The organism is Rhizobium johnstonii 3841, assembly GCF_000009265.1.
In the GTDB taxonomy this organism is placed as follows: Bacteria; Pseudomonadota; Alphaproteobacteria; order Rhizobiales; family Rhizobiaceae; genus Rhizobium; species Rhizobium acaciae.
This window is the reverse complement of the sequence record NC_008380.1, coordinates 2,687,154-2,710,106: the sequence shown is the minus strand read 5'-3', so window position 1 is coordinate 2,710,106 and position 22,953 is coordinate 2,687,154. Positions and strand designations below refer to the sequence as shown.

General features: G+C 61.6%; 25 protein-coding genes, 1 tRNA gene and 2 riboswitches. Of the genes, 12 read left to right on the top strand and 14 right to left on the bottom strand.

Annotated elements, in window-relative coordinates:
- Position 1: 1 nt before the first annotated feature.
- From gcvP to gcvT, 3 genes are read right to left on the bottom strand one after another with little or no spacing between them, the layout of a single operon-like run.
- A complete protein-coding gene (gcvP, locus tag RL_RS13265; RefSeq protein ID WP_011652127.1) occupies positions 2-2,866 on the bottom strand; it encodes an aminomethyl-transferring glycine dehydrogenase in 2,865 nt (954 codons plus the stop codon).
- The gene (gene gcvH / locus RL_RS13260) at positions 2,866-3,228 is read right to left on the bottom strand and encodes a glycine cleavage system protein GcvH (protein WP_003539971.1); all 363 of its coding nucleotides are present in this window, start codon (positions 3,226-3,228) and stop codon (positions 2,866-2,868) included. The genes gcvP and gcvH overlap by 1 nt, the downstream gene beginning before the upstream one ends.
- Before the next feature lie 23 nt (positions 3,229-3,251).
- Positions 3,252-4,388 carry a glycine cleavage system aminomethyltransferase GcvT gene (gene gcvT / locus RL_RS13255; RefSeq protein ID WP_011652126.1) on the bottom strand — a complete coding sequence of 379 codons (1,137 nt, stop codon included), beginning with the start codon at positions 4,386-4,388 and terminating at the stop codon, positions 3,252-3,254.
- Positions 4,389-4,464: 76 nt separating this feature from the next.
- Positions 4,465-4,545, bottom strand: a riboswitch (glycine riboswitch).
- A 3-nt stretch (positions 4,546-4,548) separates the two neighbouring features.
- A riboswitch (glycine riboswitch) is annotated at positions 4,549-4,637 on the bottom strand.
- A gap of 157 nt (positions 4,638-4,794) precedes the next feature.
- Between gcvT and RL_RS13250 the strand changes: the two genes are divergently transcribed.
- Positions 4,795-5,175 (top strand): hypothetical protein, encoded by a 381-nt coding sequence (locus RL_RS13250; RefSeq protein WP_011652125.1) that lies wholly within the window; start codon positions 4,795-4,797, stop codon positions 5,173-5,175.
- Between the two features lie 73 nt (positions 5,176-5,248).
- A complete protein-coding gene (locus RL_RS13245) occupies positions 5,249-6,253 on the top strand; it encodes a DUF1775 domain-containing protein (protein ID WP_011652124.1) in 1,005 nt (334 codons plus the stop codon).
- Positions 6,254-6,332: 79 nt separating this feature from the next.
- Here RL_RS13245 and RL_RS13240 read toward each other — a convergent pair whose 3' ends face one another.
- Entirely contained in the window at positions 6,333-6,599 is a 267-nt protein-coding gene (locus tag RL_RS13240) for a hypothetical protein (RefSeq protein ID WP_011652123.1), read from the bottom strand.
- A 122-nt stretch (positions 6,600-6,721) separates the two neighbouring features.
- On the opposite strand from RL_RS13240, the gene crcB reads away from it, so the two are divergent.
- The 7 genes from crcB (at position 6,722) to RL_RS13205 (ending at position 12,328) form a co-directional block, all read left to right on the top strand.
- Entirely contained in the window at positions 6,722-7,099 is a 378-nt protein-coding gene (gene crcB / locus RL_RS13235; protein WP_011652122.1) for a fluoride efflux transporter CrcB, read from the top strand.
- Between the two features lie 94 nt (positions 7,100-7,193).
- Positions 7,194-8,186 (top strand): RluA family pseudouridine synthase, encoded by a 993-nt coding sequence (locus RL_RS13230; protein ID WP_011652121.1) that lies wholly within the window; start codon positions 7,194-7,196, stop codon positions 8,184-8,186.
- The gene (locus RL_RS13225; protein WP_011652120.1) at positions 8,183-8,836 is read left to right on the top strand and encodes an HAD-IA family hydrolase; all 654 of its coding nucleotides are present in this window, start codon (positions 8,183-8,185) and stop codon (positions 8,834-8,836) included. The genes RL_RS13230 and RL_RS13225 overlap by 4 nt, the downstream gene beginning before the upstream one ends.
- Positions 8,837-8,845: 9 nt before the next feature.
- Positions 8,846-9,631, top strand: a complete 786-nt coding sequence (locus RL_RS13220; RefSeq protein WP_011652119.1) for an ATP12 family chaperone protein — start codon at positions 8,846-8,848, stop codon at positions 9,629-9,631.
- 67 nt (positions 9,632-9,698) lie between these two features.
- Positions 9,699-10,160, top strand: coding sequence for a hypothetical protein (locus tag RL_RS13215; RefSeq protein WP_011652118.1), 462 nt, complete (start codon positions 9,699-9,701; stop codon positions 10,158-10,160).
- 103 nt (positions 10,161-10,263) lie between these two features.
- Complete coding sequence (locus RL_RS13210; protein WP_011652117.1) at positions 10,264-11,796, top strand: acyl-CoA carboxylase subunit beta; 1,533 nt, start codon at positions 10,264-10,266, stop codon at positions 11,794-11,796.
- Positions 11,797-11,935: 139 nt separating this feature from the next.
- Positions 11,936-12,328, top strand: coding sequence for a DoxX family protein (locus RL_RS13205; protein ID WP_011652116.1), 393 nt, complete (start codon positions 11,936-11,938; stop codon positions 12,326-12,328).
- Positions 12,329-12,369: 41 nt separating this feature from the next.
- On the opposite strand, the gene sugE is transcribed toward RL_RS13205, so the two are convergent.
- The 7 genes from sugE to RL_RS13170 form a co-directional block, all read right to left on the bottom strand.
- Positions 12,370-12,684, bottom strand: a complete 315-nt coding sequence (gene sugE, locus RL_RS13200) for a quaternary ammonium compound efflux SMR transporter SugE (protein WP_011652115.1) — start codon at positions 12,682-12,684, stop codon at positions 12,370-12,372.
- A gap of 168 nt (positions 12,685-12,852) precedes the next feature.
- Positions 12,853-13,320, bottom strand: coding sequence for a YaiI/YqxD family protein (locus RL_RS13195; RefSeq protein ID WP_011652114.1), 468 nt, complete (start codon positions 13,318-13,320; stop codon positions 12,853-12,855).
- A gap of 10 nt (positions 13,321-13,330) precedes the next feature.
- Positions 13,331-13,918, bottom strand: coding sequence for a GNAT family N-acetyltransferase (locus tag RL_RS13190; RefSeq protein WP_086935548.1), 588 nt, complete (start codon positions 13,916-13,918; stop codon positions 13,331-13,333).
- A 105-nt stretch (positions 13,919-14,023) separates the two neighbouring features.
- Entirely contained in the window at positions 14,024-16,045 is a 2,022-nt protein-coding gene (locus RL_RS13185; protein ID WP_011652112.1) for an acetyl-CoA carboxylase biotin carboxylase subunit, read from the bottom strand.
- A gap of 75 nt (positions 16,046-16,120) precedes the next feature.
- Positions 16,121-16,825 carry a hypothetical protein gene (locus RL_RS13180; RefSeq protein ID WP_011652111.1) on the bottom strand — a complete coding sequence of 235 codons (705 nt, stop codon included), beginning with the start codon at positions 16,823-16,825 and terminating at the stop codon, positions 16,121-16,123.
- Between the two features lie 64 nt (positions 16,826-16,889).
- Positions 16,890-17,873: a DMT family transporter gene (locus RL_RS13175; protein WP_011652110.1), complete on the bottom strand. Its 984-nt coding sequence runs from the start codon at positions 17,871-17,873 to the stop codon at positions 16,890-16,892.
- A 97-nt stretch (positions 17,874-17,970) separates the two neighbouring features.
- Positions 17,971-18,055 (bottom strand) — tRNA-Leu (locus RL_RS13170).
- Positions 18,056-18,237: 182 nt separating this feature from the next.
- Here RL_RS13170 and lipB point away from each other — a divergent pair.
- Positions 18,238-18,957, top strand: coding sequence for a lipoyl(octanoyl) transferase LipB (lipB, locus tag RL_RS13165; protein WP_028741290.1), 720 nt, complete (start codon positions 18,238-18,240; stop codon positions 18,955-18,957).
- 94 nt (positions 18,958-19,051) lie between these two features.
- Here lipB and RL_RS13160 read toward each other — a convergent pair whose 3' ends face one another.
- The 3 genes from RL_RS13160 to RL_RS13150 all read right to left on the bottom strand — a co-directional run bounded on the left by RL_RS13160 (position 19,052) and on the right by RL_RS13150 (position 20,833).
- Positions 19,052-19,417: a hypothetical protein gene (locus RL_RS13160; protein WP_011652108.1), complete on the bottom strand. Its 366-nt coding sequence runs from the start codon at positions 19,415-19,417 to the stop codon at positions 19,052-19,054.
- A gap of 318 nt (positions 19,418-19,735) precedes the next feature.
- Positions 19,736-20,254 carry a BON domain-containing protein gene (locus tag RL_RS13155; RefSeq protein WP_011652107.1) on the bottom strand — a complete coding sequence of 173 codons (519 nt, stop codon included), beginning with the start codon at positions 20,252-20,254 and terminating at the stop codon, positions 19,736-19,738.
- 84 nt (positions 20,255-20,338) lie between these two features.
- Complete coding sequence (locus RL_RS13150) at positions 20,339-20,833, bottom strand: peptide deformylase (protein ID WP_011652106.1); 495 nt, start codon at positions 20,831-20,833, stop codon at positions 20,339-20,341.
- A 242-nt stretch (positions 20,834-21,075) separates the two neighbouring features.
- On the opposite strand from RL_RS13150, the gene mgtE reads away from it, so the two are divergent.
- Positions 21,076-22,491 carry a magnesium transporter gene (mgtE, locus tag RL_RS13145; protein ID WP_011652105.1) on the top strand — a complete coding sequence of 472 codons (1,416 nt, stop codon included), beginning with the start codon at positions 21,076-21,078 and terminating at the stop codon, positions 22,489-22,491.
- Between the two features lie 64 nt (positions 22,492-22,555).
- A complete protein-coding gene (locus RL_RS13140) occupies positions 22,556-22,948 on the top strand; it encodes a MerR family transcriptional regulator (RefSeq protein ID WP_011652104.1) in 393 nt (130 codons plus the stop codon).
- Positions 22,949-22,953: the final 5 nt, after the last annotated feature.

Sequence of the window (22,953 nt, the reverse complement as noted above, 5' to 3'; positions counted from 1 at the left end):
GCTATTCTGCCGCCTCGGCGTAGCTTTCCACCGGCGGGCAGGTGCAGATCAGGTTGCGGTCGCCATAGACGTTATCGACGCGGTTGACCGGCGACCAGTATTTGTCGACGCGGAACGCGCCGGGCGGGAAGCAGGCCTGTTCGCGCGAGTAGGGCCTGTCCCATTCGCCGACGAGATCTTCCACCGTGTGCGGGGCGTTCTTCAGCGGGTTGTTCACCTTGTCCATGCGGCCATCCTCGATGGCGCGGGCTTCCTCGCGGATCGCCAGAATCGCCTCGCAGAAACGGTCGAGTTCGGCCTTGGTCTCGCTTTCCGTCGGCTCGATCATCAGCGTGCCGGCGACCGGCCAGCTCATGGTCGGCGCATGGAAGCCGCAGTCGATCAGGCGCTTGGCGACGTCGTCGACGGTGACGCCTGAGCTGTCGACCAGCGGACGGGTGTCGATGATGCATTCATGCGCGACACGGCCGGTCTCCGACTTGTAGAGCACGTCGTAGGCGCCCCTCAGCCGAGCGGCGATATAGTTGGCATTGAGGATCGCCACCTTGGTCGCCTGCGTCAGGCCTTCGCCGCCCATCATCAGGCAATAGCTCCAGGAGATCGGCAGGATCGAGGCCGAGCCGAAGGCGGCGGCCGAGACCGCACCCGGACGGCCGTCGGTTTCGGGATGGCCGGGCAGATAGGGAGCCAGATGCGCCTTGACGCCAATCGGGCCCATGCCGGGTCCGCCGCCGCCATGCGGAATGCAGAAGGTCTTGTGAAGGTTCAAGTGCGAAACGTCGGAGCCGATGTCTCCGGGGCGGGACAGGCCGACCATGGCATTCATGTTGGCGCCGTCGAGATAGACCTGGCCGCCATGCTCATGCACGAGATCGCAGATTTCCTTGACGGTCTCCTCGAAGACGCCGTGCGTCGAAGGGTAGGTGATCATGCAGCAGGCGAGGTTTGCTGCATGCTGCTCCGCCTTGGCACGGAAATCGTCGAGATCGATATCGCCGTTTTCACGCACCTTGACGACGACGACCTTCATGCCGACCATCTGGGCCGAAGCCGGATTGGTACCGTGCGCCGAGGTCGGGATCAGGCAGACGTCGCGATGGCCGTCGCCATTGGCGATATGATAGTTGCGGATCGTCAGCAGGCCGGCATATTCGCCCTGAGCACCGGAATTCGGCTGCATGGAGAAGGCGTCGTAGCCGGTGACGGCGCAGAGCTTTTCGATCAGGTCGTCGATCATCTCGCGGTAGCCGAGCGCCTGGTCGGCCGGCACGAAGGGATGGATGTCGGAAAACTCCGGCCAGGTGATCGGCAGCATTTCCGCCGTCGCGTTGAGTTTCATCGTGCAGGAGCCGAGCGGGATCATCGAGCGGTCGAGCGCCAGATCCCGGTCGGAAAGCCGGCGGATGTAACGCGTCATCTCGCTTTCGGCGCGGTTCATGTGGAAAATCGGATGGGTGAGGTAATCGCTGGTCCTGAGCAGGCCCTTCGGCAGGCGGTAGGAAGGCTCGAAATCGGCAATGGTGAAATTGCCGCCGAAGGCGCGCCAGACGGCTTCGAGCGTCGCCGGTCGGGTGCGTTCGTCGAGGCTCATGCCGATTTTGGTTTCGCCGACCTTGCGCAGATTGACGCCTTCGGCGACGGCGGCACGCAGGATGAGACCCTGCATATGGCCGACATCGACGGTGATCGTGTCGAAGAAGGTCTCGGGTTCGACCTTATAGCCGAGCTTTTCCAGGCCCTTGGCCATCAGCACGGCCTTCTGGTGCACCTGCTGGGCGATCGCCTTGATGCCCTTCGGGCCGTGGAAGACGGCGTACATGGAGGCCATGACGGCCAGCAGCACCTGCGCGGTGCAGATGTTCGACGTCGCCTTTTCGCGGCGGATATGCTGTTCGCGGGTCTGCAACGACAGGCGATAGGCGCGGTTGCCGCGGGCATCGACGGAAACGCCGACGAGGCGGCCGGGCATGGAGCGCTTGATGGCATCCTTGACCGACATATAGGCTGCATGCGGGCCGCCGTAGCCGACCGGGACGCCGAAGCGCTGCGAGGAGCCGACGGCGATATCTGCACCCATTTCGCCGGGCGATTTCAGCAGCGTCAGCGCCAGGATATCGGCGGCGACGATCGCTATGGCGCCGGTCTGATGCAGGCGCGAGATCAGGCCGGTAAAATCATGCACGTGACCGTGCGTGCCGGGATACTGGAAGATCGCGCCAAAGACGTCGACGGGATCGAGATCGGTGACGGGATTGCCGACGATGACGCTCCAGCCGAGCGGCTCGGCGCGGGTGCGGATCAGGGCAATGGTCTGCGGATGGCAGTCGGCATCGACGAAGAAGGCCTTCGCCTTCGACTTGGCGACGCGCTCGGCGATCGCCATGCCTTCGGCGGCGGCGGTCGCCTCGTCGAGCAGCGAGGCGTTGGCAACGTCGAGGCCGGTGAGGTCGCAGATCATCGTCTGATAGTTCAGCAGCGCTTCCAGGCGGCCCTGGCTGATCTCCGGCTGGTAGGGCGTATAGGCGGTGTACCAGGCCGGGTTTTCCAGGATGTTGCGCTGGATGACAGGCGGCGTGATGGTGCCGTAGTAGCCCTGGCCGATCAGCGAGACCAGCACCTTGTTCTTATTGGCGGTCTCGCGCAGCTTGTCGAGTGCCTCGCGCTCGGTCATCGGCGCGCCCCAGACGAGCGGCGCCTTCTGGCGGATCGAGGGCGGCAGCGTCGCGTCGATCAGGCCGTCGAGGCTGTTATAGCCGATCACCTTCAGCATATCGGTCATCTCAGCCGGCGAGGGGCCGATATGGCGGCGATTGGCGAAATCGTAGGGCTGATAGTCGGTGAACTGGAATTCTGTCGGCGTCGTCATTACGCAGTGAGCTCCTTGTAGGCCGCCTCGTCGAGCAGGCCATCGGCGTCGGCAGCATTTGCAAGCTTCAGCTTGAAGAACCAGCCGGCGCCCTGAGGATCGGAATTGACCAGCGACGGATCTGCAACGATGGCCGGATTGACCTCGGTGATCTCGCCATCCAGCGGACAATAGACATCGGAAGCAGCCTTGACGGATTCAACGGTCGCGGCATTGCCGTTCTTGGAGAAGGTCGCGCCGACTTCCGGCAATTCGACGAAAACCAGGTCGCCGAGCTGCTCGACGGCATAGGTGGTGATGCCGACCGTTGCAACGCCGCCTTCGATCTTCAGCCATTCGTGTTCTTCGGTAAATTTCAACATAGTTCGTCCTCTCTGGAAAAGGTTTAGCGTTTGTAGGTCGGTGTGACGAAGGGTAGGGCGCTGACGGTGATCGGCAGATATTTGCCGCGCACCTCCGCATAGACCAGCGTGCCTGCCGCAGCATGGGAGAGCGGTACGTAACCCATGGCGACCGGGCCTTCGACGCTGGGTCCGAAGCCGCCTGAGGTGACTTCGCCGATTTCGACCTTGCCCTCAGCATCGGCATAAAGCTTGGCATGGCCGCGCACCGGCGCCTTGCCTTCCGGCTTCAGGCCGACGCGCCGGCGCGAGGCGCCGTTTTCGAGTTCGGACAGGATGCGGCCGGAGCCCGGGAAGCCGCCGGCGCGCGCACCGTTGCCGCGCCTTGCCTTCTGCATGGCCCATTCCAACGCCGCCTCGACCGGCGAGGTGGTCGTATCGATATCGTTGCCGTAGAGGCAGAGGCCGGCTTCCAGGCGCAGCGAATCGCGAGCGCCGAGGCCGATCGCCTGGACGTCGGGATGTTCGAGCAGCCGCATGGTGGCATCCACGGCCTTGTCTGATGGAATCGAAATCTCGAAGCCGTCTTCGCCGCTATAGCCGGAGCGGGAGACCAGACAGGAAACGTCGTGCAGGCGGCAGTGGCGCACGTCCATGAATTTCATCGCCGCGACGTCGGCCCAGAGTTCGGCGAGAACCTCGACCGCGCGCGGCCCCTGCAGCGCGATCAAAGCGCGATCGAGCACGGTGATGTCGCACTGGTCGCCGATATGGGCCTTGAGATGGGCGACATCGGCTTCCTTGCAAGCGGCGTTGACGACGATGAAAAGGTGGTCGTCGAGATGGGTGATCATCAGATCGTCGAGAATGCAGCCGGTATCGTCGGTGAAGAAGCCGTAGCGCTGGCGGCCTTCGGCAAGGCCTAGGATATCGACGGGCACCAGACTTTCGAGCGCGAGAGCGGCATCCTCATAGCTGCCCGACTTCGCCTTCACGATGACCTGGCCCATATGGGAGACATCGAACAGGCCGGCCTCAGTGCGGGTGTGAAGATGTTCCTTCATCACGCCGGCGGGATATTGCACCGGCATGTCGTAGCCGGCGAACGGCACCATGCGGGCGCCGAGCGAAAGATGCAGGGCATGCAGCGGGGTTTTCTTCAGGGCAGCAGTATCGTCCAAAAGACGCCTCCGGGGTTTGCGCCTTCCCTAGAAGGCGCGGGCTCAAATCTGAAGGCGCGGTTGCGCACTTCTCTCCTGAGCCCCCTCTGTCCCTTTGCCTGAGATTGTTATCCCTTCGGCGAGCGTTTCAAGAACGCTTCTCTCCAGAGTTCCGTCTGCCCCTTGCTGGTCCTTTTGCCTGAGAGTTTCCGGGGCGGTTGCTCCTTCGGCACCGGTGGCGAAAGCACCGGCTTCTCCCAACAAGGTTGGCGCAATTATCCGGCGGGTGCAGCACTTGGCAAGACCAAATGTCGTGACCGGACAAATTTTTGTCGCCATATGCCGGCTGAGCCCTGATCTGCAGCAAATCTGATTTTGCATTTCGCGGAGAAAACGGCTATCGCGACATGCTGTTGAAGAGGATTTCATGCGACAGACCGGACTGAAAGCGAGGCTCTTCCTGCGCATGCTTTGCGCATTAAGCCTGCTTTTGCTCGGCCTCGCCCATCAGGCGCCGCAGGCTGTCGCCTCCGAAGGTTACGATGCCGCGGCCTATGTGCTGCCCGACGGCACTTTCGCCTCACTCTGCATCACCGTGAAGGACGCCGACGGCAAGACCTTCGCCTTCAAGTCGAATTGCGAAGCCTGCCGGTTGTCGGCCTCCACCCTCCTGCCGATGCCGGATGCCGGCTCCTGGCTCGAGCGCAAATTCGCCTCGCTGATCAACGCGCCGATCGAAACCTCAGCCGTTGCCGGTGCAAGCGCTGTCAGCCGGGCGAATTCGCGCGCGCCTCCCATCCTCGTCTGATCTTCCTCCACCGCCTATGATTCAGCATGCCGGTCCGCTCGAGAGAAGTCCGCGGCCGACGAGGAGACATCCGATGAAAGCCATCAAGAAATTTGGCAAGACATTTGGCAAGTCATTCGGGCTTGCCGCCCTTCTTTCCGTGGCCGCCTTTGCCAGCGCCGAGGCGCATGTGACCTTCCTCGACAGAGAGGCGAAGCAGGAGAGCACCATTCTCGCTACGCTGCAGGTGCCGCATGGCTGCGACGGCAAGGCGACCACGGAAGTGCGGGTCAAGCTGCCGGAAGGCTTCGTCTTCGCCAAGCCGCAGCCGAAGGCCGGCTGGGAGCTCGAGGTGATCAAGGGCGACTACCAGAAGACCTACGACAATCACGGCGACAAGGTGAAGACGGGCGCGATCGAAGTGCGCTGGAAGAACGGCAATCTCTCCGATGATTTCTACGACACCTTCGTCATCCAGGGTAAGGTATCGGGCGTTGAAGCCGGCACCTCGCTCGCCTTTCCGGTCACGCAGATGTGCGGTGATACACTCACGGCCTGGGACCAGGTGGCGAAAGAAGGCGGCGATGCGCATGGGATGAAAAGCCCAGCGCCGCTGTTGAAGGTCGTTGCCGGCGAAGATCATGGTCACGATCACGACGATATGGCCGGCATGGACATGTCTGGCATGGGCGGGGCCGCGCCGGCTGGCGAAACGGTCAAGGCCGGCGATCTCGAAATTTCCGGCGGCTTCGCCAAGGCAATGCTGCCCGGCCAGCCGGTCGGCGGCGGCTTTTTCACGGTGAAGAATAACGGCCAGACGGACGATCGCCTGTTGTCCGTCAGTTCGCCCGCAGCTGGCGAGGTTCAGATCCACGAGATGGTGACGAAGGACAATGTCATGCGGATGCGCCAGCTGAAGGACGGTATCGCCATCGGTGCCGGCGAGATGGTCAAGCTCGAGCCCGGCAACCTGCACCTGATGTTCCAGAAGGTGAAGACGCCGTTCAAGCAGGGCGATACGGTGCCGGTGACGCTGACTTTCGAAAAAGCCGGCAAGGTCGATTTGGTCCTGCAGGTACTCTCCGCCCAGGGCAAGTGAGAGCAGCGATTCAAAGTGCCACAGCGTCCTTTGCGCGTCTGAAAAGACGCACGACGCTGTCGTTTGGAAGGCGATGGCCTCAGAAGTCTTCGTAGGATCGCAGCGCCTGTTTCAGGCCGGCCTGCGGCTGGCGGTTGCCTTTGGCCATCAGGTCGAGGGCCACTTCGGTCGACTGGATGATGCTGGAGGGCTCGTCTATTTCCTGAGAGCCTTCGGCCTTCAACTGCCGATCGGCAACGCGGCGCGCATCGCGAGCGGCGGTGCTCGTCGCGACACGCTGCGGGATTCGGAGCGAGTCGAAGGCAACGGCGGCGGTGTTGGCCGATATGGACAAGAGTTGGGTCATGCCGGTCACCGTATCGGCATGAGCTTGGCGCCATCATAAGAAAATCATTGGCATTTTACAAAATGGTAAGAATTCATATGAGTTCGATTGGAATCACTTTTGTAACGCGGTAAATCCTGCTCATGATCCAGGCTATCCTTGTCGCCTTCGGCGGCGCTATCGGTTCCGTTCTCAGATATTATGTTGGCCAGTGGGCGCTGAGACTCATGGGGTCGGCATTTCCCTGGGGCACGCTCGCCGTCAATGTCGTTGGCTGCTTCGTCATCGGCGTCTTCGCCGAGTTGATCGCGCGGAAGTTCGACGCCTCGGTGGAGCTGCGCCTCCTGCTGATCACCGGCTTCCTCGGCGGCTTCACAACCTTTTCGGCCTTCTCGCTGGATGCGATCTCGCTGTTCGAGCGCGGCGAGGCCGTCGCCGGCGGTATTTACATCGCTGCGAGTGTCGGGCTTTCGATGGCGGCCGTCATCGCCGGGCTTGCCGTCATGCGCGCTTTGGCCTGATTTCTTTTCCGGTTTCCGTTTTGCTTGAAAATGCTCTAAAGGCTGCGGCAAGAACGCCGGCTCGGCCTGCGCTGCAATTTCCGAAAGATTTTTTATGGCTGGCATAGAACATATCAAGGTTGAACCCGACGAAGCCGGCATGCGGCTCGATCGCTGGTTCAAGGTGCACTTTCCCGGGCTCGGCTTCGGTCCGCTGCAGAAGCTCTTGCGCTCCGGCCAGGTGCGCGTCGACGGTGGACGTGTCAAATCGGATGCGCGCGTGCAGCCCGGCCAAACGGTGCGCGTGCCGCCGATGGATGTCGATGCGAAGCTGAAATCCGGACCGATCGCCGGCAAGGATCTCAAACATTCGACGGATTTCGAACTCTTGTCGCGCATGGTGCTGCACGAGGACGAAAAGGTGATCGTGCTCAACAAGCCCCCTGGTCTTGCGGTGCAGGGTGGTTCGGGTGTGGCCAGGCATATCGACCAGATGCTCGAAGCCTGGACCAGCCCGAAGGGCGAGAAGCCGCGGCTCGTCCATCGTCTCGACCGCGACACCTCGGGTGTTCTCGTCATCGCCCGCACCCGCGGCGCGGCGCAGAAGCTGACGGCGGCGTTCCGCGAGCGCGACACCAAGAAGACCTACTGGGCGCTGGTCAAGGGCGTGCCGCGCAAGCACGAGGACAAGATCTCGACCTGGCTCGTCAAGGAGCCGACCGCCGACGGCGACCGCATGCGCATCGCCAAGCACGGCGAGGACGGCGCCGACCATGCGATTTCCTTCTACCGCGTGCTGGAGACGGCGGCACAGAACCTCGCATGGCTGGAGATGGAGCCCTATACCGGCCGTACCCATCAGTTGCGCGTCCATGCCCTGCATATCGGTCATCCGATCATCGGCGATCCGAAATATTTCGACGACGATCCGAATTGGGATTTTCCAGGCGGCGTCCAGAAGAAGCTGCATCTGCACGCGCGTCACATCGACATCCCGCACCCCTCCGGCGGCCGCCTGCGCGTCAGCGCGCCGCTGCCGTCGCATATGGTGCAGACCTGGAATCTTTTAGGCCTCGATCTCGCGAGTGCCGAAAGGGAAGCCGAATGAAACTGGCGCTTTTCGATTGCGACGGTACGCTGGTCGATAGCGCCGGCCTGATCCACGAAACCATGCGCCGGACCTTCGACAAGTTCGGCAGGCCGGAACCGCGTTTTGAAGACACCAAGGCCATTATCGGCCTGTCCCTCGATATTGCGATCGCCCGCATGCAGGGCAGGCCGCATGTGGAGCAGCAAGACATCGACATGACGGCGCATTACAAATCGCTGTTCTCGATCGTGCGCCAGGATCTCGATTACAAGGAGCCGCTGTTTCCCGGCATCCGCGAAATGATCGACGCGATCAGCGGGCGCGATGACCTGCTGATCGGCGCGGTGACGGGCAAATCCAGGCGCGGGCTCAAGTTGGTGATGGAGACGCATGGTTTCGACAAGCATTTCATCGTCGCGCGCACCGCCGACGATTGTCCCTCCAAGCCGCATCCGGCCATGGTGACCGAATGCTGCGATGAAACCAGCATGAATGCTGCCGACACCATTGTCATCGGCGATGCTGTTTACGATATGCAGATGGCAAAGGCTGCCGGCGCCAAGGCGATCGGCGTTGCCTGGGGCTATGCCAGCGTGGATGAGCTGATCGCCAACGGCGCTGATGCGATCGCCTACCATCCGAACGAGATATTGCGTCATTTTTCCTGAGGTGAGCCCATGCGTGATCTGCTGAACGACCTTTCCGAAGGCTTGAGCCATCCCGATCCCATCCGCCGCGCGCAGATCCAGATGCAGAAGCCGCTGCCGAAGCGCTTCTACGCCGAGGTCTCCATCGCCCAGCACGAGGGTGGTTTCGCGATCACGCTCGACGGCAAGATGGTGCGCACGCCGGCACGGCAGGTTCTCGCCGTGCCGACCGAGGCGCTCGCGCGGCTTGTCGCTGCCGAGTGGCAGGCGCAGGGCGAGGAGATCAATCCCATGAGCATGCCGGTGACACGGCTCGTCAACACCGCACTCGACGGCGTTACCGCCAACGCGCAGGCGATCTTCGAAGATATCCTGCGCTTTTCCTCCAGCGATCTCATCTGCTACCGCGCCGAGGAGCCGGAACGGCTGGTCGAGCGCCAGGCCGAGCGCTGGGATCCTGTGATCGACTGGGCGGCGAATGATCTCGGCGCCCGCTTCATCCTCGTCGAAGGCGTCATGCACCATGAGCAGCCGCGCGAGGCGATCGCCGCCTTTGCCGTTACGCTCGCGAGACATGATAGCCCGATTGCGCTTGCCACCCTCCACACAGTCACCACGCTGACCGGCTCGGCAATCCTGGCGCTCGCCTTCGCCGAGGGCCGGGTGACGGTGGAGGAGGCTTGGTCGATTGCCCATCTCGACGAGGACTGGACGATCGAGCGTTGGGGCCGAGACGAGGAAGCCGAGGAGCGGCGGGCCAAGCGCTTTGCCGAGTTCAAAGCCGCAGCGGATGTTTTTTTCGCCCTAAGCGCCTGAAACATATTGCCTTCCAATGCATTATGACGAAGTCTGCGACTCCAACGGGGTGGTGCGGGATTTTGCAATGAATTGGCTGAGGTCGTGTTTTTGCCGGGCGACACTCGTCTGTGCCGCGCTCACGGCTTGCGGCAGCCTCTCGGCCACCAAGCCGGCGGCGCCGGTTTATGATGTGCGCAGCGCCGTTGTTCTCTCAGGTCCGAACATGCCGGCCGAGGTGCTTTCCGGTATCAACGACCGCGTCAACGCGGCGATCAACGCCACCGTGCGCGACACCGTGCTGCCGCGGGTGGTGCTGACGATCCGCGTGGTTTCCGTCCAGAAGGGCCTCGGCTTCCAGAAAGACCGCAACGTCGCCAAGATCAGCATCGACGCGGCCTCGGTCGAGGACGGCTCGGTCATCGCCGTCAGCGCCTTCGACGTCACCAGTATCGCTGCCGATCCCAAGCTTGCCGACGAGATCCTGGCCGAAGACGCCGCCGCAAGGATACGCTCGGTTTTCTCACTCAGCGGGCGCGGCGCCAAATAATTGGAGCATGATGTTGTCCGAAAACCGCTGACACTTTTCGGCAACATGCTCTAGCGCATAATCTAACCGCCGGATTGCCGCCCGCAGCGGCGAGGGAGATCGCATGAAGGAAATTCTCGAAGAACTGGAACGGCGCCGCGGCATCGCCCGCCTCGGCGGCGGCGAAGCGCGCATCGCCGCCCAGCACAAGCGCGGCAAGCTGACGGCGCGCGAGCGCATCGATCTCTTCCTTGACGAAGGCTCGTTCGAGGAATTCGACATGTTCGTCGAACATCGCTCCACCGATTTCGGCATGGACAAGAGCCGGATTGCCGGCGACGGCGTCGTCACCGGCTGGGGCACGGTCAATGGCCGCACCGTGTTCGTCTTCGCCAAGGACTTCACCGTCTTCGGCGGCTCGCTGTCTGAAGCGCATGCCGAGAAGATCATGAAGGTGCAGGACATGGCGCTGAAGAACCGCGCGCCGATCGTCGGTATCTATGATGCGGGCGGCGCTCGTATCCAGGAGGGCGTGGCGGCTCTTGGCGGCTATGCCGAGGTGTTCCAGCGCAATGTGCTCGCCTCCGGCGTCATTCCGCAGATCTCGGTGATCATGGGTCCCTGCGCCGGCGGCGACGTCTATTCGCCTGCGATGACCGATTTCATCTTCATGGTGCGTGATACTTCCTACATGTTCGTTACCGGTCCCGACGTGGTGAAAACCGTCACCAACGAGACGGTGACGGCCGAGGAACTCGGCGGCGCCGTGGTGCATACCGTGCGCTCGTCGATTGCCGACGGCGCCTTTGAGAATGATGTCGAAACGCTACTGCAGGTGCGCCGGCTGATCGATTTCCTGCCGCTTTCGAACACGGCGCCGCTACCGGAGATCGAATGTTACCAGTCGGTGACAGATATCGATGCCTCGCTCGATACGCTGGTGCCGGCGAGTTCCAACAAACCTTATGACATCAAGGAGCTGATCCGGAAGGTGTCGGACGAGGGGGATTTCTTCGAGATCCAGGCGAGCTTTGCCAAAAACATCGTCTGCGGCTTCGGCCGCGTCGAAGGCTCGACTGTCGGTTTTGTCGCCAACCAGCCGATGGTGCTAGCCGGCGTGCTCGACAGCGACGCCTCGCGCAAGGCGGCCCGCTTCGTGCGCTTCTGCGACTGCTTCAACATTCCGATCGTCACCTTCGTCGACGTGCCGGGCTTCCTGCCGGGTACGGCGCAGGAATATGGCGGCCTCATCAAGCATGGCGCCAAGCTGCTCTTCGCCTATGCCGAGGCGACGGTGCCGAAGCTCACCGTCATCACCCGCAAGGCCTTCGGCGGCGCCTATGACGTGATGGCGTCGAAGCATCTGCGCGGCGACCTCAACTATGCCTGGCCAACGGCGCAGATCGCCGTGATGGGCGCCAAGGGCGCTGTCGAGATCATCTTCCGCAAGGATACTGCCGATCCGGAGAAGATCGCCGCGCACACCAAAATGTACGAGGACCGGTTCCTCTCGCCCTTCGTCGCCGCTGAGCGCGGTTATGTCGACGAGGTGATCATGCCGCATTCGACCCGGCGGCGGCTGGCGCGCGGTTTGAAGATGCTGCGTAACAAGGATCTCGCCAATCCGTGGAAGAAACACGACAACATCCCGCTTTGACCATGGCGCGGGCGAATAAGACCGTCCATTCAGGCGTTTAGCTGCTGTCGAAAAAGTGAACGGATGTCAGCAATCCGTGTGTTCAATCATTGGCGAGGACAGGTTAACGCTCGGCTGTGTCTTTTAAAGAGGGGTTTTAATGTCAACTTTCGACCGTCTTTTCGCCTATCAGCCCTATGGGCTGGCTGCTCTCAGGATCATCACCGCACTGCTGTTCATCGAACACGGCACGATGAAGCTTTTCGGCTTCCCCGCTTCGCAGATGTCCGGCTCGCTGCCGCCGCTGATGCTTTTCGCCGCCCTTCTCGAGCTTGTCGGCGGCATCCTCATTCTCGTCGGCCTGCTGACGCGCCCTGTCGCCTTCCTGCTGGCCGGCGAAATGGCGGTCGCCTATTTCATGGCGCATGCCCCGAGCAGCTTCTTCCCGGCCGTCAACCAGGGCGACGCCGCCATCCTGTTCTGCTTCGTTTTCCTTTACCTGGTCTTCTCCGGTCCCGGCGCTTTTGCCGTCGATAACCGCAAGACAGCCTGAACGAACATCGAGGGGCGTCGGCGACGCCCCTCGATCTCATATCAGGCGGTAAGCTTGAGGCCGGCGATGCCGGCGACGATCAGCGAGATGCAGGCAAGGCGGGAGACACTTGCCTCATCGCCAAGCAGCCAGATGCCGAGAAAGACGGTGCCGACGGTGCCGATGCCGGTCCAGACCGCATAGGCGGTACCGATCGGCAGATGCTTCACCGCCAGGCCGAGCAGCACGATGCTGATCACCATCGATATGACGGTCATTGCCGTCGGCATCGGCCGTGTGAAACCCTCGGTATATTTAAGGCCGATCGCCCAGCCACATTCAAAAAGACCGGCGAGAAAAAGCAGAAACCAGGCCATGCGACTCTCCTTGTTCAAGAGCGAGGCCGTCCCCGCGACAGTTGCATCCCAGAGGATGCCGCAGTCGTCTGCGATAGTGCCTATATGCGTGAGGAAACGCCCGACTTCAAGGTAGGAATCGGCATGGCTGCCATGCCACCAGTTTCTTGCGAGCCTGTGCGAGCCACATCAAGATTGCCCGCCAGCCTCCGCGGCAAGGCTCTTGGCGCGGCGGCAGAGGCGATCGAAGGTTTCGAGGAAGCGTGAGCGGTCCTTCGGGCTGAAAGCGGCGTTGTAGCCCTTGCTCTCGCCGGTTTCGCGCAGGTGCGCGCCGAGATCGCGCATGGCGCTCGCCATGCCGATATTGGTCTCGTCGAAGACGCGCCCCGTGGGGCCGCTGACGAAGGTGCCGGTCGCGACACAGCGCACGGCAAGTGGCACATCGGCGGTGACGACAACATCGCCCGCGCCGGCGCGTTCGGCGATCCAGTTGTCGGCGGCATCGAAGGCGTTGGAGACGATGACGTTGTGAATCATTGGATCGCGCGAGGGGCGCAAACCGGAATTGGCAACGAAGGTGACTTCAAGGCCGTGACGTTCGGCGACCTTCAGGATTTCCGGCTTCACCGGGCAGGCATCGGCGTCGACATAGATCATGGTAATATCCTCATGCCGGTTGCGTGGCCTGCTGGCGGACCATATCGATGTGGGGAATGCCGTCTTCCAGATATTCCTGTGACACCGCTGTGAAACCGAAAGATTCGTAGAACCGCCGCAAATGGGCCTGTGCCGACAAGGCAATAGGATTTTCCGGATAAAGCCGCTCGCAAGCGGCAATCGCCTCGCTCATCAGTACATCGCCCAGCCGCTTGCCGCGATGGTCAGGCGAGACGACAACGCGGCCGATCTTCGACGGATCCTGTGGCTCATACGGTTTCAGGATTCGCGCCGCGCCGAGGAGTTCGGCACCGTCCAGCAGCCGCAGATGCAAGGCATCGATATCCTTGCCGTCAAGTTCCGGGTAGGGGCAGTTCTGCTCGACGACGAAGACATCGACGCGCATTCTCAAGAGGTCGTAGAGTTCCCGCGCGGGAAGTTCATCGAGACTCCTGAGGTCTACCCTATAGGTGGCAGCAGCCCCCGTCGCCTTGACCTCCACCACCAGCACTTCGCCGGCCGCCGACCCCTCCAGCTGCACGGTCGTCACTTCCAGCGGTTTTGCTGCCTGAGCGGTAACGGCGGCGCGAACGTCCATTTGATATCTCCCTGCTGATTTTGTCAGTACCCAGCTGCCTGTCAGGCTGAGCTTGGCATGGTCGGCAAGCCGGGCCGATGTGAAGCCGGCCGCCTGGCTTGTCTCTCAGGCGAATTCCATGATCACGGCATCGACGGCCAGGCTTTCGCCGGCTGCGGCATTGATCTTCGAGACGACGAGATCGCGGTCGGCGCGCAGCACGTTTTCCATCTTCATCGCTTCAACGATCGCAAGCGTCTCACCCGCCTTGACATCCTGGCCCTCGGCCACCGCGATGGCGACGACGAGGCCGGGCATCGGGCAGAGCAGGAGCTTGGAAGTATCGGGCGGCAGCTTCACCGGCATCAGCCTGTCGAGTTCGGCATGACGCGGCGAGAAGACCTTGGTATTCACCGAAACCCCCTGCCAGTCGATACGCAAGCCGTTCAGAACGGGGCGAATCTGCGCGGTGATGTCGCGACCGCCGACCTTGCCCCTCCAGACAGGATCACCCGGTCTCCAATCGGTGACAACGCTCTTGCTCTCGCCCTCTATCGCCCCCTCGATCGCGATATCCATATCGAACGGGATGGTGACGAGGCCGTCGAGCAATCTTGCAGCGACGTGGTTGTCGCCGATCTTGACCACCCAATCCTCGCGCAGCGCGCCCGCTGCGGCGCGCAGGCGATCGGCGAAACGTTCGCGGCGGTTGGTCTCGATCAGGCAGGCGGAGAGCGCGATGCCGGCAAGCACGGCTTCTTCCGCCTGGTCCGGTTTCATCGGCGCAAAGCCATCGGGATATTCCTCGGCGATGAAGCCTGTGGAAAGCCGGCCCTCGCGCCAGCGCGGATGTTTCATCAGCGCCGACAGAAAAGGAACATTGTGCTCGATACCATCGACGACGAAGCCGTCGAGCGCTTGTCCCATGGCCTCGATCGCTTCCAGCCGCGTCGGCGCCCACGTGCAGAGCTTGGCGATCATCGGGTCGTAATACATCGAGATCTCCGCACCTTCGAAGACGCCGGTATCGTTGCGGACGACGACATTGCCGGTCCGTCCTTCCGCCGGCGGCCGGTAGCGCGTCAGGCGGCCGATCGAGGGCAGGAAGTTGCGATAGGGATCCTCGGCATAGAGCCGGCTCTCGACCGCCCAGCCGTCAAGCCTGATGTCCTCCTGGGCAAAGGGAAGGGGCTCTCCCGCTGCGACACGGATCATCTGCTCGACGAGGTCGATACCGGTGACGAGTTCGGTCACGGGATGTTCGACCTGCAGGCGGGTGTTCATTTCGAGGAAATAGAAATTGCGGTCCCGGTCGACGATGAATTCGACGGTGCCGGCGCTCTGATAGTCGACGGCCTTGGCAAGCGCCACCGATTGCTCGCCCATCGCCTTGCGGGTCGCTTCGTCGAGGAAGGGCGAGGGCGCCTCTTCCGCAACCTTCTGGTTCCGCCGCTGGATCGAGCATTCGCGCTCGCCGAGATAGACGACGTTGCCATGCGCATCGGCCAGGACCTGGATCTCGATATGACGCGGCTCGACGACGAACTTTTCGATGAAGACGCGGTCGTCACCAAAAGAGCTTTTCGCCTCCGAGCGGGCGCGCTCGAAGCCGTCGCGCACTTCCGCCTGGTTCCAGGCAATGCGCATGCCCTTGCCGCCGCCGCCGGCCGAGGCCTTGATCATGACGGGATAACCGATCCCGGCTGATATTACTTCCGCATGGGCGGCATCCTCGATGATGCCGAGGTGGCCGGGCACGGTGGATACACCGGCGGCATTGGCGAATTTCTTCGATTCGATCTTGTCGCCCATCGCCATGATGGCTTTCGGCTTCGGGCCGATGAAGATGATTCCCTGTTTTTCCAGTTCAGTGCAGAAGGAGGCGCGTTCGGACAGGAAGCCGTAGCCGGGATGCACCGCCTCGGCGCCGGTTGCCTTGCAGGCGGCAATGATCCTTTCGGCAACCAGATAACTCTCCGACGCCGCGGCCGGGCCGATATGAACGGCCTCGTCGGCCATCTCGACATGCAGCGCGTCCCGATCCGCATCCGAATAGACCGCGACGGTCAAAATACCCATGCGGCGCGCAGTCTTGATCACGCGGCAGGCGATTTCGCCGCGATTCGCGATCAGGATTTTCTTGAACATCGAGACTCCACCCAGAAATGCATCCCGGAGTTTTACGCACAAAACACCGGAACGCACAATCAGGCTTGCGGAGCGTCAGGCGACGGCAGCTTCTGCGACGGGTTCCTCGTCGACGATACGCAGCCAGCGGCTGCGACGCGGCTCGGCATAGTCGCGCAACTCGACGGCGGCCATGATCCCCGCCCAGTGCGGATGATTGGCGCCGCGCAGCGTTGCCTGCTCGATCTGCTGGAGAACGCCGTACTCGACCGACGAGACCGGGATGACGCCGCCTTCGGCGACGCTTCTGAAGATGCGCATCGCATAGTCGATGTCCTGGCGGGTGATGCCCCGGCGATCGATGGCGCGCGACAGCTTGTAGCCACCGATATTGTCGGTGATCGCCAGGCGGAGCTGATCGAGGGCGAGCGCTCTCAACTCGACTGGGACATCGGCCGAAATCTCCATGACATGGAGAATGAGTTCGAGCTCGAGCGCCGAGTTGACGACACCATCGGTCGTGAACATGCGCATGATCCAGGCGACGTTGATTTCATCCAGCGAGCCCTGCGGATAGGTGTAATGGACAATGAAACCGGCGAGCTGTTCCACGAAGAAAGCGTTCCAGTCGGCACATTTTTCAGGGCAGGAATTGTTGAGCGCCAACATCGCCACGACATCGTCGGATGTCCGGATACCCTCCGGAAAACTATGTTTGCGCAGCAGTACTATATCTTCGGCCGTCAGCCGATGCTTGCCGGCCACGACACAGGCCGGAAAAGCGAGACGAAATTCGCTCATGTTTTAACTCCAGGCTTCATCATGAAACCGGAGACAGTTTTACCGTCTGCGAATTGACGATCCCTCAAGAAGAGGAGTTAACCCGATATTCCCCGGGTCCGGAAGATTTTAACGATTGCGCCTGCAGCCGCTCACGCCAGATGATGAAGAGGCCTGACGCAACGATGATGAAGATGCCGATCCATTTGGAAAAGCTCGGGAAATCGTTGAAAAACGCATAGCCGAGAACGGTCGCCGAGATGATCTCGAAGTACTGGAACGGCGCAAGCAGCGACAGCGGCGCGAGGCGGAAGGCCCGGACGATGAGCATATGCGCATATCCCGAGATCGAGCCAAGGGCGAGAAGCAGAACAAGGCCGAGGCTGGAGGAGGGTAGAGAGACGGCAAAATCGGCATTGCCGGAACTGTTGCCGAGGAAAAGGGCGGCCGCCATGAAGACCGTTCCGCCGATGCCGGCCATCGTCTGCATGGTCAGTGGCGAATCGGCTTCGCCGATGGCGCGGTTGAGAAAGAGATAGAGCGAGAACAGAAAGGCGCAGGCGACCGGCAGCAGCGCCTTCAGGCCGAAGATTTCGTAGCTCGGCTGAATGACGATCATCGCGCCGCCGAAACCGACGACGATCGCCACCCAGCGCCGCCAGCCGACTTTCTCTCCGAGAAACAGCGCCGACAGGGCGGCCAGCATGAAGGGCTCGACGAAATAGATGGCGAAGACATCGGCGAGCGGCATGTATTTGACGGCGACGAAGAACAGCAGGCTCGCACCACCATGCAGCACACCGCGCAGCAGGTTCATCCACGGCCGTTGGGCCGACAGCGCCTTCAGCCCGAAAAGGGCGAAAAGAATCGGCAGGGTGCAGGCGATCTGGATGAAGAATCGATAGAAGGTCACCTGACCCGGCGACATCGCCTCGAAGGTCGCCATGTATTTGGCGATGGCATCCATGATCGGCAGGATGAGCATGGCGCCGGACATGATGGCCATGCCCTGCAGGGAATTTTGGTGGGGCTCTGACATGGCTGCTGATTCTTGCGAGGATGACGCCATCAACCATGAGAAGGCAGGGCAATCAAGCCGAGCTATCGCAAATGGCTTCGAGGTGAAAACGAATTCGTCGCTTAGAGAGCGTTTCCCTGAAGGGAAATGGTGCGGTCGAGAAGACTCGAACTTCCACGGGTTGCCCCACAGCGACCTCAACGCTGCGCGTCTACCAATTCCGCCACGACCGCATCGTGGTAGGTGCCGATTTGCGTCGGCGGGGCAGCATGTAGCAAAAGCATCTGGGGTGCACAAGGGCGATATGACAGTTTTTTTGAAAACCGCTCACAGCATTTGAATTGGCCCCGAAACGGGTCCATATAGCTGTGCTGCCGCCCCTATTTTACAGGCATTTCGGGGAGAGCGGCAAGGAATGGCCATGCTTCGCACCGATCTCGAATTCTCCATGCTTCCCCAACTCGGTACCCGACCGGTCCGCTGGCGCTTTGCGGACGGCCTCGTTCCCTATGAGGAGGCGGTGGAGACGATGGAGCGCGAGGTGGCGTTAATCGCCGATGGCGGTGATGAACTCGTTTGGCTCGTCGAACATCCGCCGCTCTATACTGCCGGCACCAGCGCCAATGCGAGGGACCTCGTCCAGCCGAACCGGTTTCCGGTCTTTGCGACCGGGCGTGGCGGTGAATACACCTATCATGGACCCGGCCAGCGCGTCGCTTATGTCATGCTCGATCTGAAGAGGCGGCGCCAGGACGTGCGCGCCTTCGTCGCCGCCCTCGAAGATGTCGTCATCCGCACGCTTGACATGATGAATGTGCGCGGCGAGCGACGTGAAGATCGCGTCGGCGTCTGGGTGCGCCGGCCGGAAAAACCATTGCTGGCCGATGGGACGATGGCCGAGGACAAGATCGCCGCCCTCGGCATAAGGCTGCGGAAATGGGTGACCTTCCACGGACTGTCGCTCAACGTCGATCCGGATCTCGATCATTTCGGCGGCATCGTGCCCTGCGGGATCTCAGCCTATGGCGTGACCAGCCTCGTCGATCTTGGCCTGCCTGTGATGATGGCTGATGTCGATATCCGGCTGCGCACCGCCTTCGAGGCGGTTTTCGGCGAAACGACGGGCGAAATCTGACGCTTAAGGGAACATTCGCCGGCGTAGAGATGGATTGAAAAAGAGAGGGCCGATTTCCGGCCCTTTCCTTTATCGGATCCCAGCCTTTGTTGGATCAATGCGTCGCGCGGCATGCTTCGGTGCGGGAGGCGCCGCTGTCTGCACCCTTGGTGTGGGAGCCCTTCGGGCCAATCATGCTGTGGCATGGGGGCAGGGAGTTGATGCTGGCCGTTGCAGTCTTGTCGACGGCAGGAGCCGCCATGGCGCTTGGGGCGAAGCCGTCGCTGTCGTTGGTGTAGTCGCTGGAATAGGCCGGGGCCTTGCGGCTGCTATAGTGGACCGGAGCCGGCTTCGACATCGGGCTTGGGGCGAAGCCGTCGCTGTCGTTGGTGTAATCGCTGGAATAGGTCGGCTGGGCGAAGGCAGCGCCTGCAAGGCTGACGGCGAACAGGGACGCGGCAAGGGCAAATTTGATGCGCATGGGTCTATCTCCTCAATCTGCTGTTGAATTCCACAACATAAACTAACCCTCGGCGCATACGAGTTCGCGCCCCAATTCAGGCAATTTTGTGATAATATGACGGCGCAGCCGCGACCATTTGTCCTAATAAAATCACAGTGTTGTCAACGGAATTGATGTTCTCGTGACAGAAGCCGCCTAACAGAAATTGGCAATTGGTCTCGTGAATAAGACAGTTGTTGCTACAATCACAAATTGTTAACTTTTGGTAATGTTGAGAACGATCATCAACGGAAGGCGGCAGCCCTCCCGTTGATGATCTGCGCTGTGCGTAATGCGTTAGTCCTCGTTCGGGATATGCGCGTCGACACCGGTCAGCTGCAATTTGTTGCGGACATGATGGACGCCGTCGACCGAAAGCGCGCCGAGTTCGACCTTGCGGGCGATGCCGATCGTCTCCACCGATCCTTCCAGTGTAACGACGTGACCGTCTGCATGAACCTCGACGCTGTCGATATCGACCTCGGGAATGTTTTCGAGATTGTCGTTCACCCGCGCTTCGAGATCGTCGCTTTCATCGCGGTCGATCGTATCGGCGCGCAGCAAATCTTTCAGGCGGTTCTCGTTGCCGTCTTCATCCGTGCCATCTACCCGGAAGCCTTTGTTGGGATCGCTGTCGAAATTGGCCGCGGTCTCGCCGTAAGGACGATTATCCGGGCCGCCGGTGCCGGCGCCGCTGCCATCTGCATAGGGCCAGCCTTCGTCGAGATTGCGCTCTTCGAGGTCGCGATAATCTCCCTCCCGGGAAAGCTCAGGCTTCTCCCGGGAAAACTGGGTCTTGTCACCGATCCTTGCCATTGCATTCGCTCCTTGTTTCTTTGCTGGAAACGCCGGCAACGGCGAATGGTTCGGCGTGGACGGCGATTTGTCAGCCCATGATTGCTAGCCCTGGGCCTTCTCCCATTTCTTCACGAGACGGTCGCGCTTCAGCCGTGAGAGGCGCTGCAGCCAGAAAATGCCGTCGAGTTGGTCGACTTCGTGCTGGATGCAGATGGCGAGGAAATCTTCGGCACCGTCCTCGTGCACGGCGCCCTCGGCATCCTGATAGCGGAAGCGGATCGCCCGCGGGCGGGTGACCTCGTCTGTCGCGCCGGGCATCGAGACGCTGCCTTCGGTATGGTCCATCGTCTCCTTCGAAAACCAGGTGATATGAGGATTGAAGTAAAGGCGCACGCCGTCGGCCTTGTCGAGTTCCAGCACCGTGACACGGCTGAAGACGCCGATATGGGCGGCGGTGATGCCAACGCCGGGGGCTGCGCGCATCGTCGCCAGCAGGTCCTCGGCAAGCGCTGTGAGCGAGGAATCGAAGACCGTCACCGGCGCGCAGACAGTCTTCAGGCCCGGATGCGGATAACGCAGAATCGGACGGATGGGCATGGGGCAGGCTTCCTCTGCTTGGACGGGTGAGGAAACTATCGCCGGCCGCGTGCATTGTCATCACGAAGGACGGTTTGCCGCTTTACGACATGGATGCTTTGGGCTAGCAGGGGCCAAGAATTCCGGTTGCGGGAGCCTCGCGCGGGATTTGCTTATCCGCTTGTTGACAATGTGTTTTCGGCCGACATTTGCGAATGCGGCGCGGCAGTCGTTGAAATTCGAACCAGATGCGAGGGCGGCAGATGACGACGACCGACGGGGAAGACCGCATTCGCAGGCGTCCCGATGACGAGGAAGCCGATATCTACGACGAGGACGGCAATGTCCGCGGCGATTTCCTGGCGCTCGTGGGTGCTGCGATCGCCGACCGCGATACGTTGTTCCTGCGCCAGAACGTTGCCCGCCTGCATGAATCCGAAATAGGCGACCTGCTGGAGGCGATCCAGCCGGATCAGCGCCTGGCGCTGGTGCGCCTGCTAGGCGACGATTTCGACATGACGGCGCTGACCGAGGTCGACGAGGCGATCCGCCGCGAAATCGTCGACCAGATGCCGAACGCGCAGATCGCCGCTGCGATCGGCGAGCTCGATTCGGACGATGCCGTCTACATTCTCGAAGACCTCGACAAGGAGGACCGGGAAGAGATCCTCGCCCAGCTGCCGTTCACCGAGCGGGTGCGGCTGCGCCGAGCGCTCGACTATCCCGAAAGCTCGGCCGGGCGCCGCATGCAGACGGAATTCGTCGCCGTGCCGCCGTTCTGGACGGTCGGCCAGACAATCGACTACATGCGCGACGAAGAGGATCTGCCCTATTCCTTCTCGCAGATCTTCGTCATCGATCCGACCTTCAAGCTGCTCGGCGCCGTCGATCTGGACCAGATCCTGCGCACCAAGCGGCAGACGAAGATCGAGCAGATCATGCGTGAGACCAACCATCCGGTTCCGGCCGAGATGGACCAGGAGGAGGCGGCCCAGCTCTTCGAGCAGTACGACCTTCTCTCGGCCGCCGTCGTCGACGAAAACGGCCGGCTGGTCGGCGTGCTGACCATCGACGACGTCGTCGACGTCATCCACGAGGAGGCGGACGAGGATATCAAGCGCCTCGGCGGCGTCGGTGACGAAGAACTGTCCGACAACGTGCTCTCGACGGTGCGTTCGCGCTTCCTGTGGCTTTTGATCAACCTCGGCACGGCAATGCTGTCGGCAAGCGTCATCGGCCTGTTTGACGGCTCGATCGAGAAGATGATCGCGCTCGCCGTGCTGATGCCGATCGTCGCCTCGATGGGCGGCAATGCCGGCACGCAGACGATGACGGTGACGGTGCGCGCGCTCGCCACCCGCGATCTCGACATCTATAATGCCGGTCGCATCATCCGCAGGGAGGCGGGCGTCGGCGTCCTCAACGGCATCGTCTTCGCCTCGATTATGGGCGTGATCGCCGGCACGTGGTTTCACGACTACCAGCTCGGCGGGGTGATTGCGGCGGCGATGGTCATCAATCTGATGGCGGCAGCCCTTGCCGGCATCCTGCTGCCGCTGCTGCTCGACAAGATGGGGGCCGACCCGGCGATCGCCTCTTCCGTCTTCGTCACGACGGTGACGGACTGTACCGGCTTCTTCGCCTTTCTTGGTATCGCCACATGGTGGTTCGGCATCTGAACCGCCCAAAAATTGACTATTACGTAAAAGTCAATATTATCGTCTGTCCGACGACGGGGAACACATGCCGGTGAACAAATATTATAGCATAACGGAACTGACGCGCGAATTCGGGGTCTCGACGCGCACGCTCCGCTTCTACGAGGACGAGGGACTGATCCATCCGGAGCGGCGCGGGCGCACGCGTCTGTTCCGGCAAGCCGACCGGCGGCTGATCGGGGAAATTCTGCGCGGCCGGCGCATCGGCTTCACCATCGCGGAGATCCGCGAGATCATCCAGGTCTACAAGGAGCCGCCGGGTGAACTCGGCCAGCTGAAGCTCCTGATGAAGCGCGTCGACGAGAAGCGCGACGACCTGCGCCAGAAGCGCAAGGATATCGACGACACGTTGGCGGAACTCGACGCTATCGAGGAGACCTGCCTCGGCCGCCTCGCCGAAATCGGCGTCACTACCTGATCACG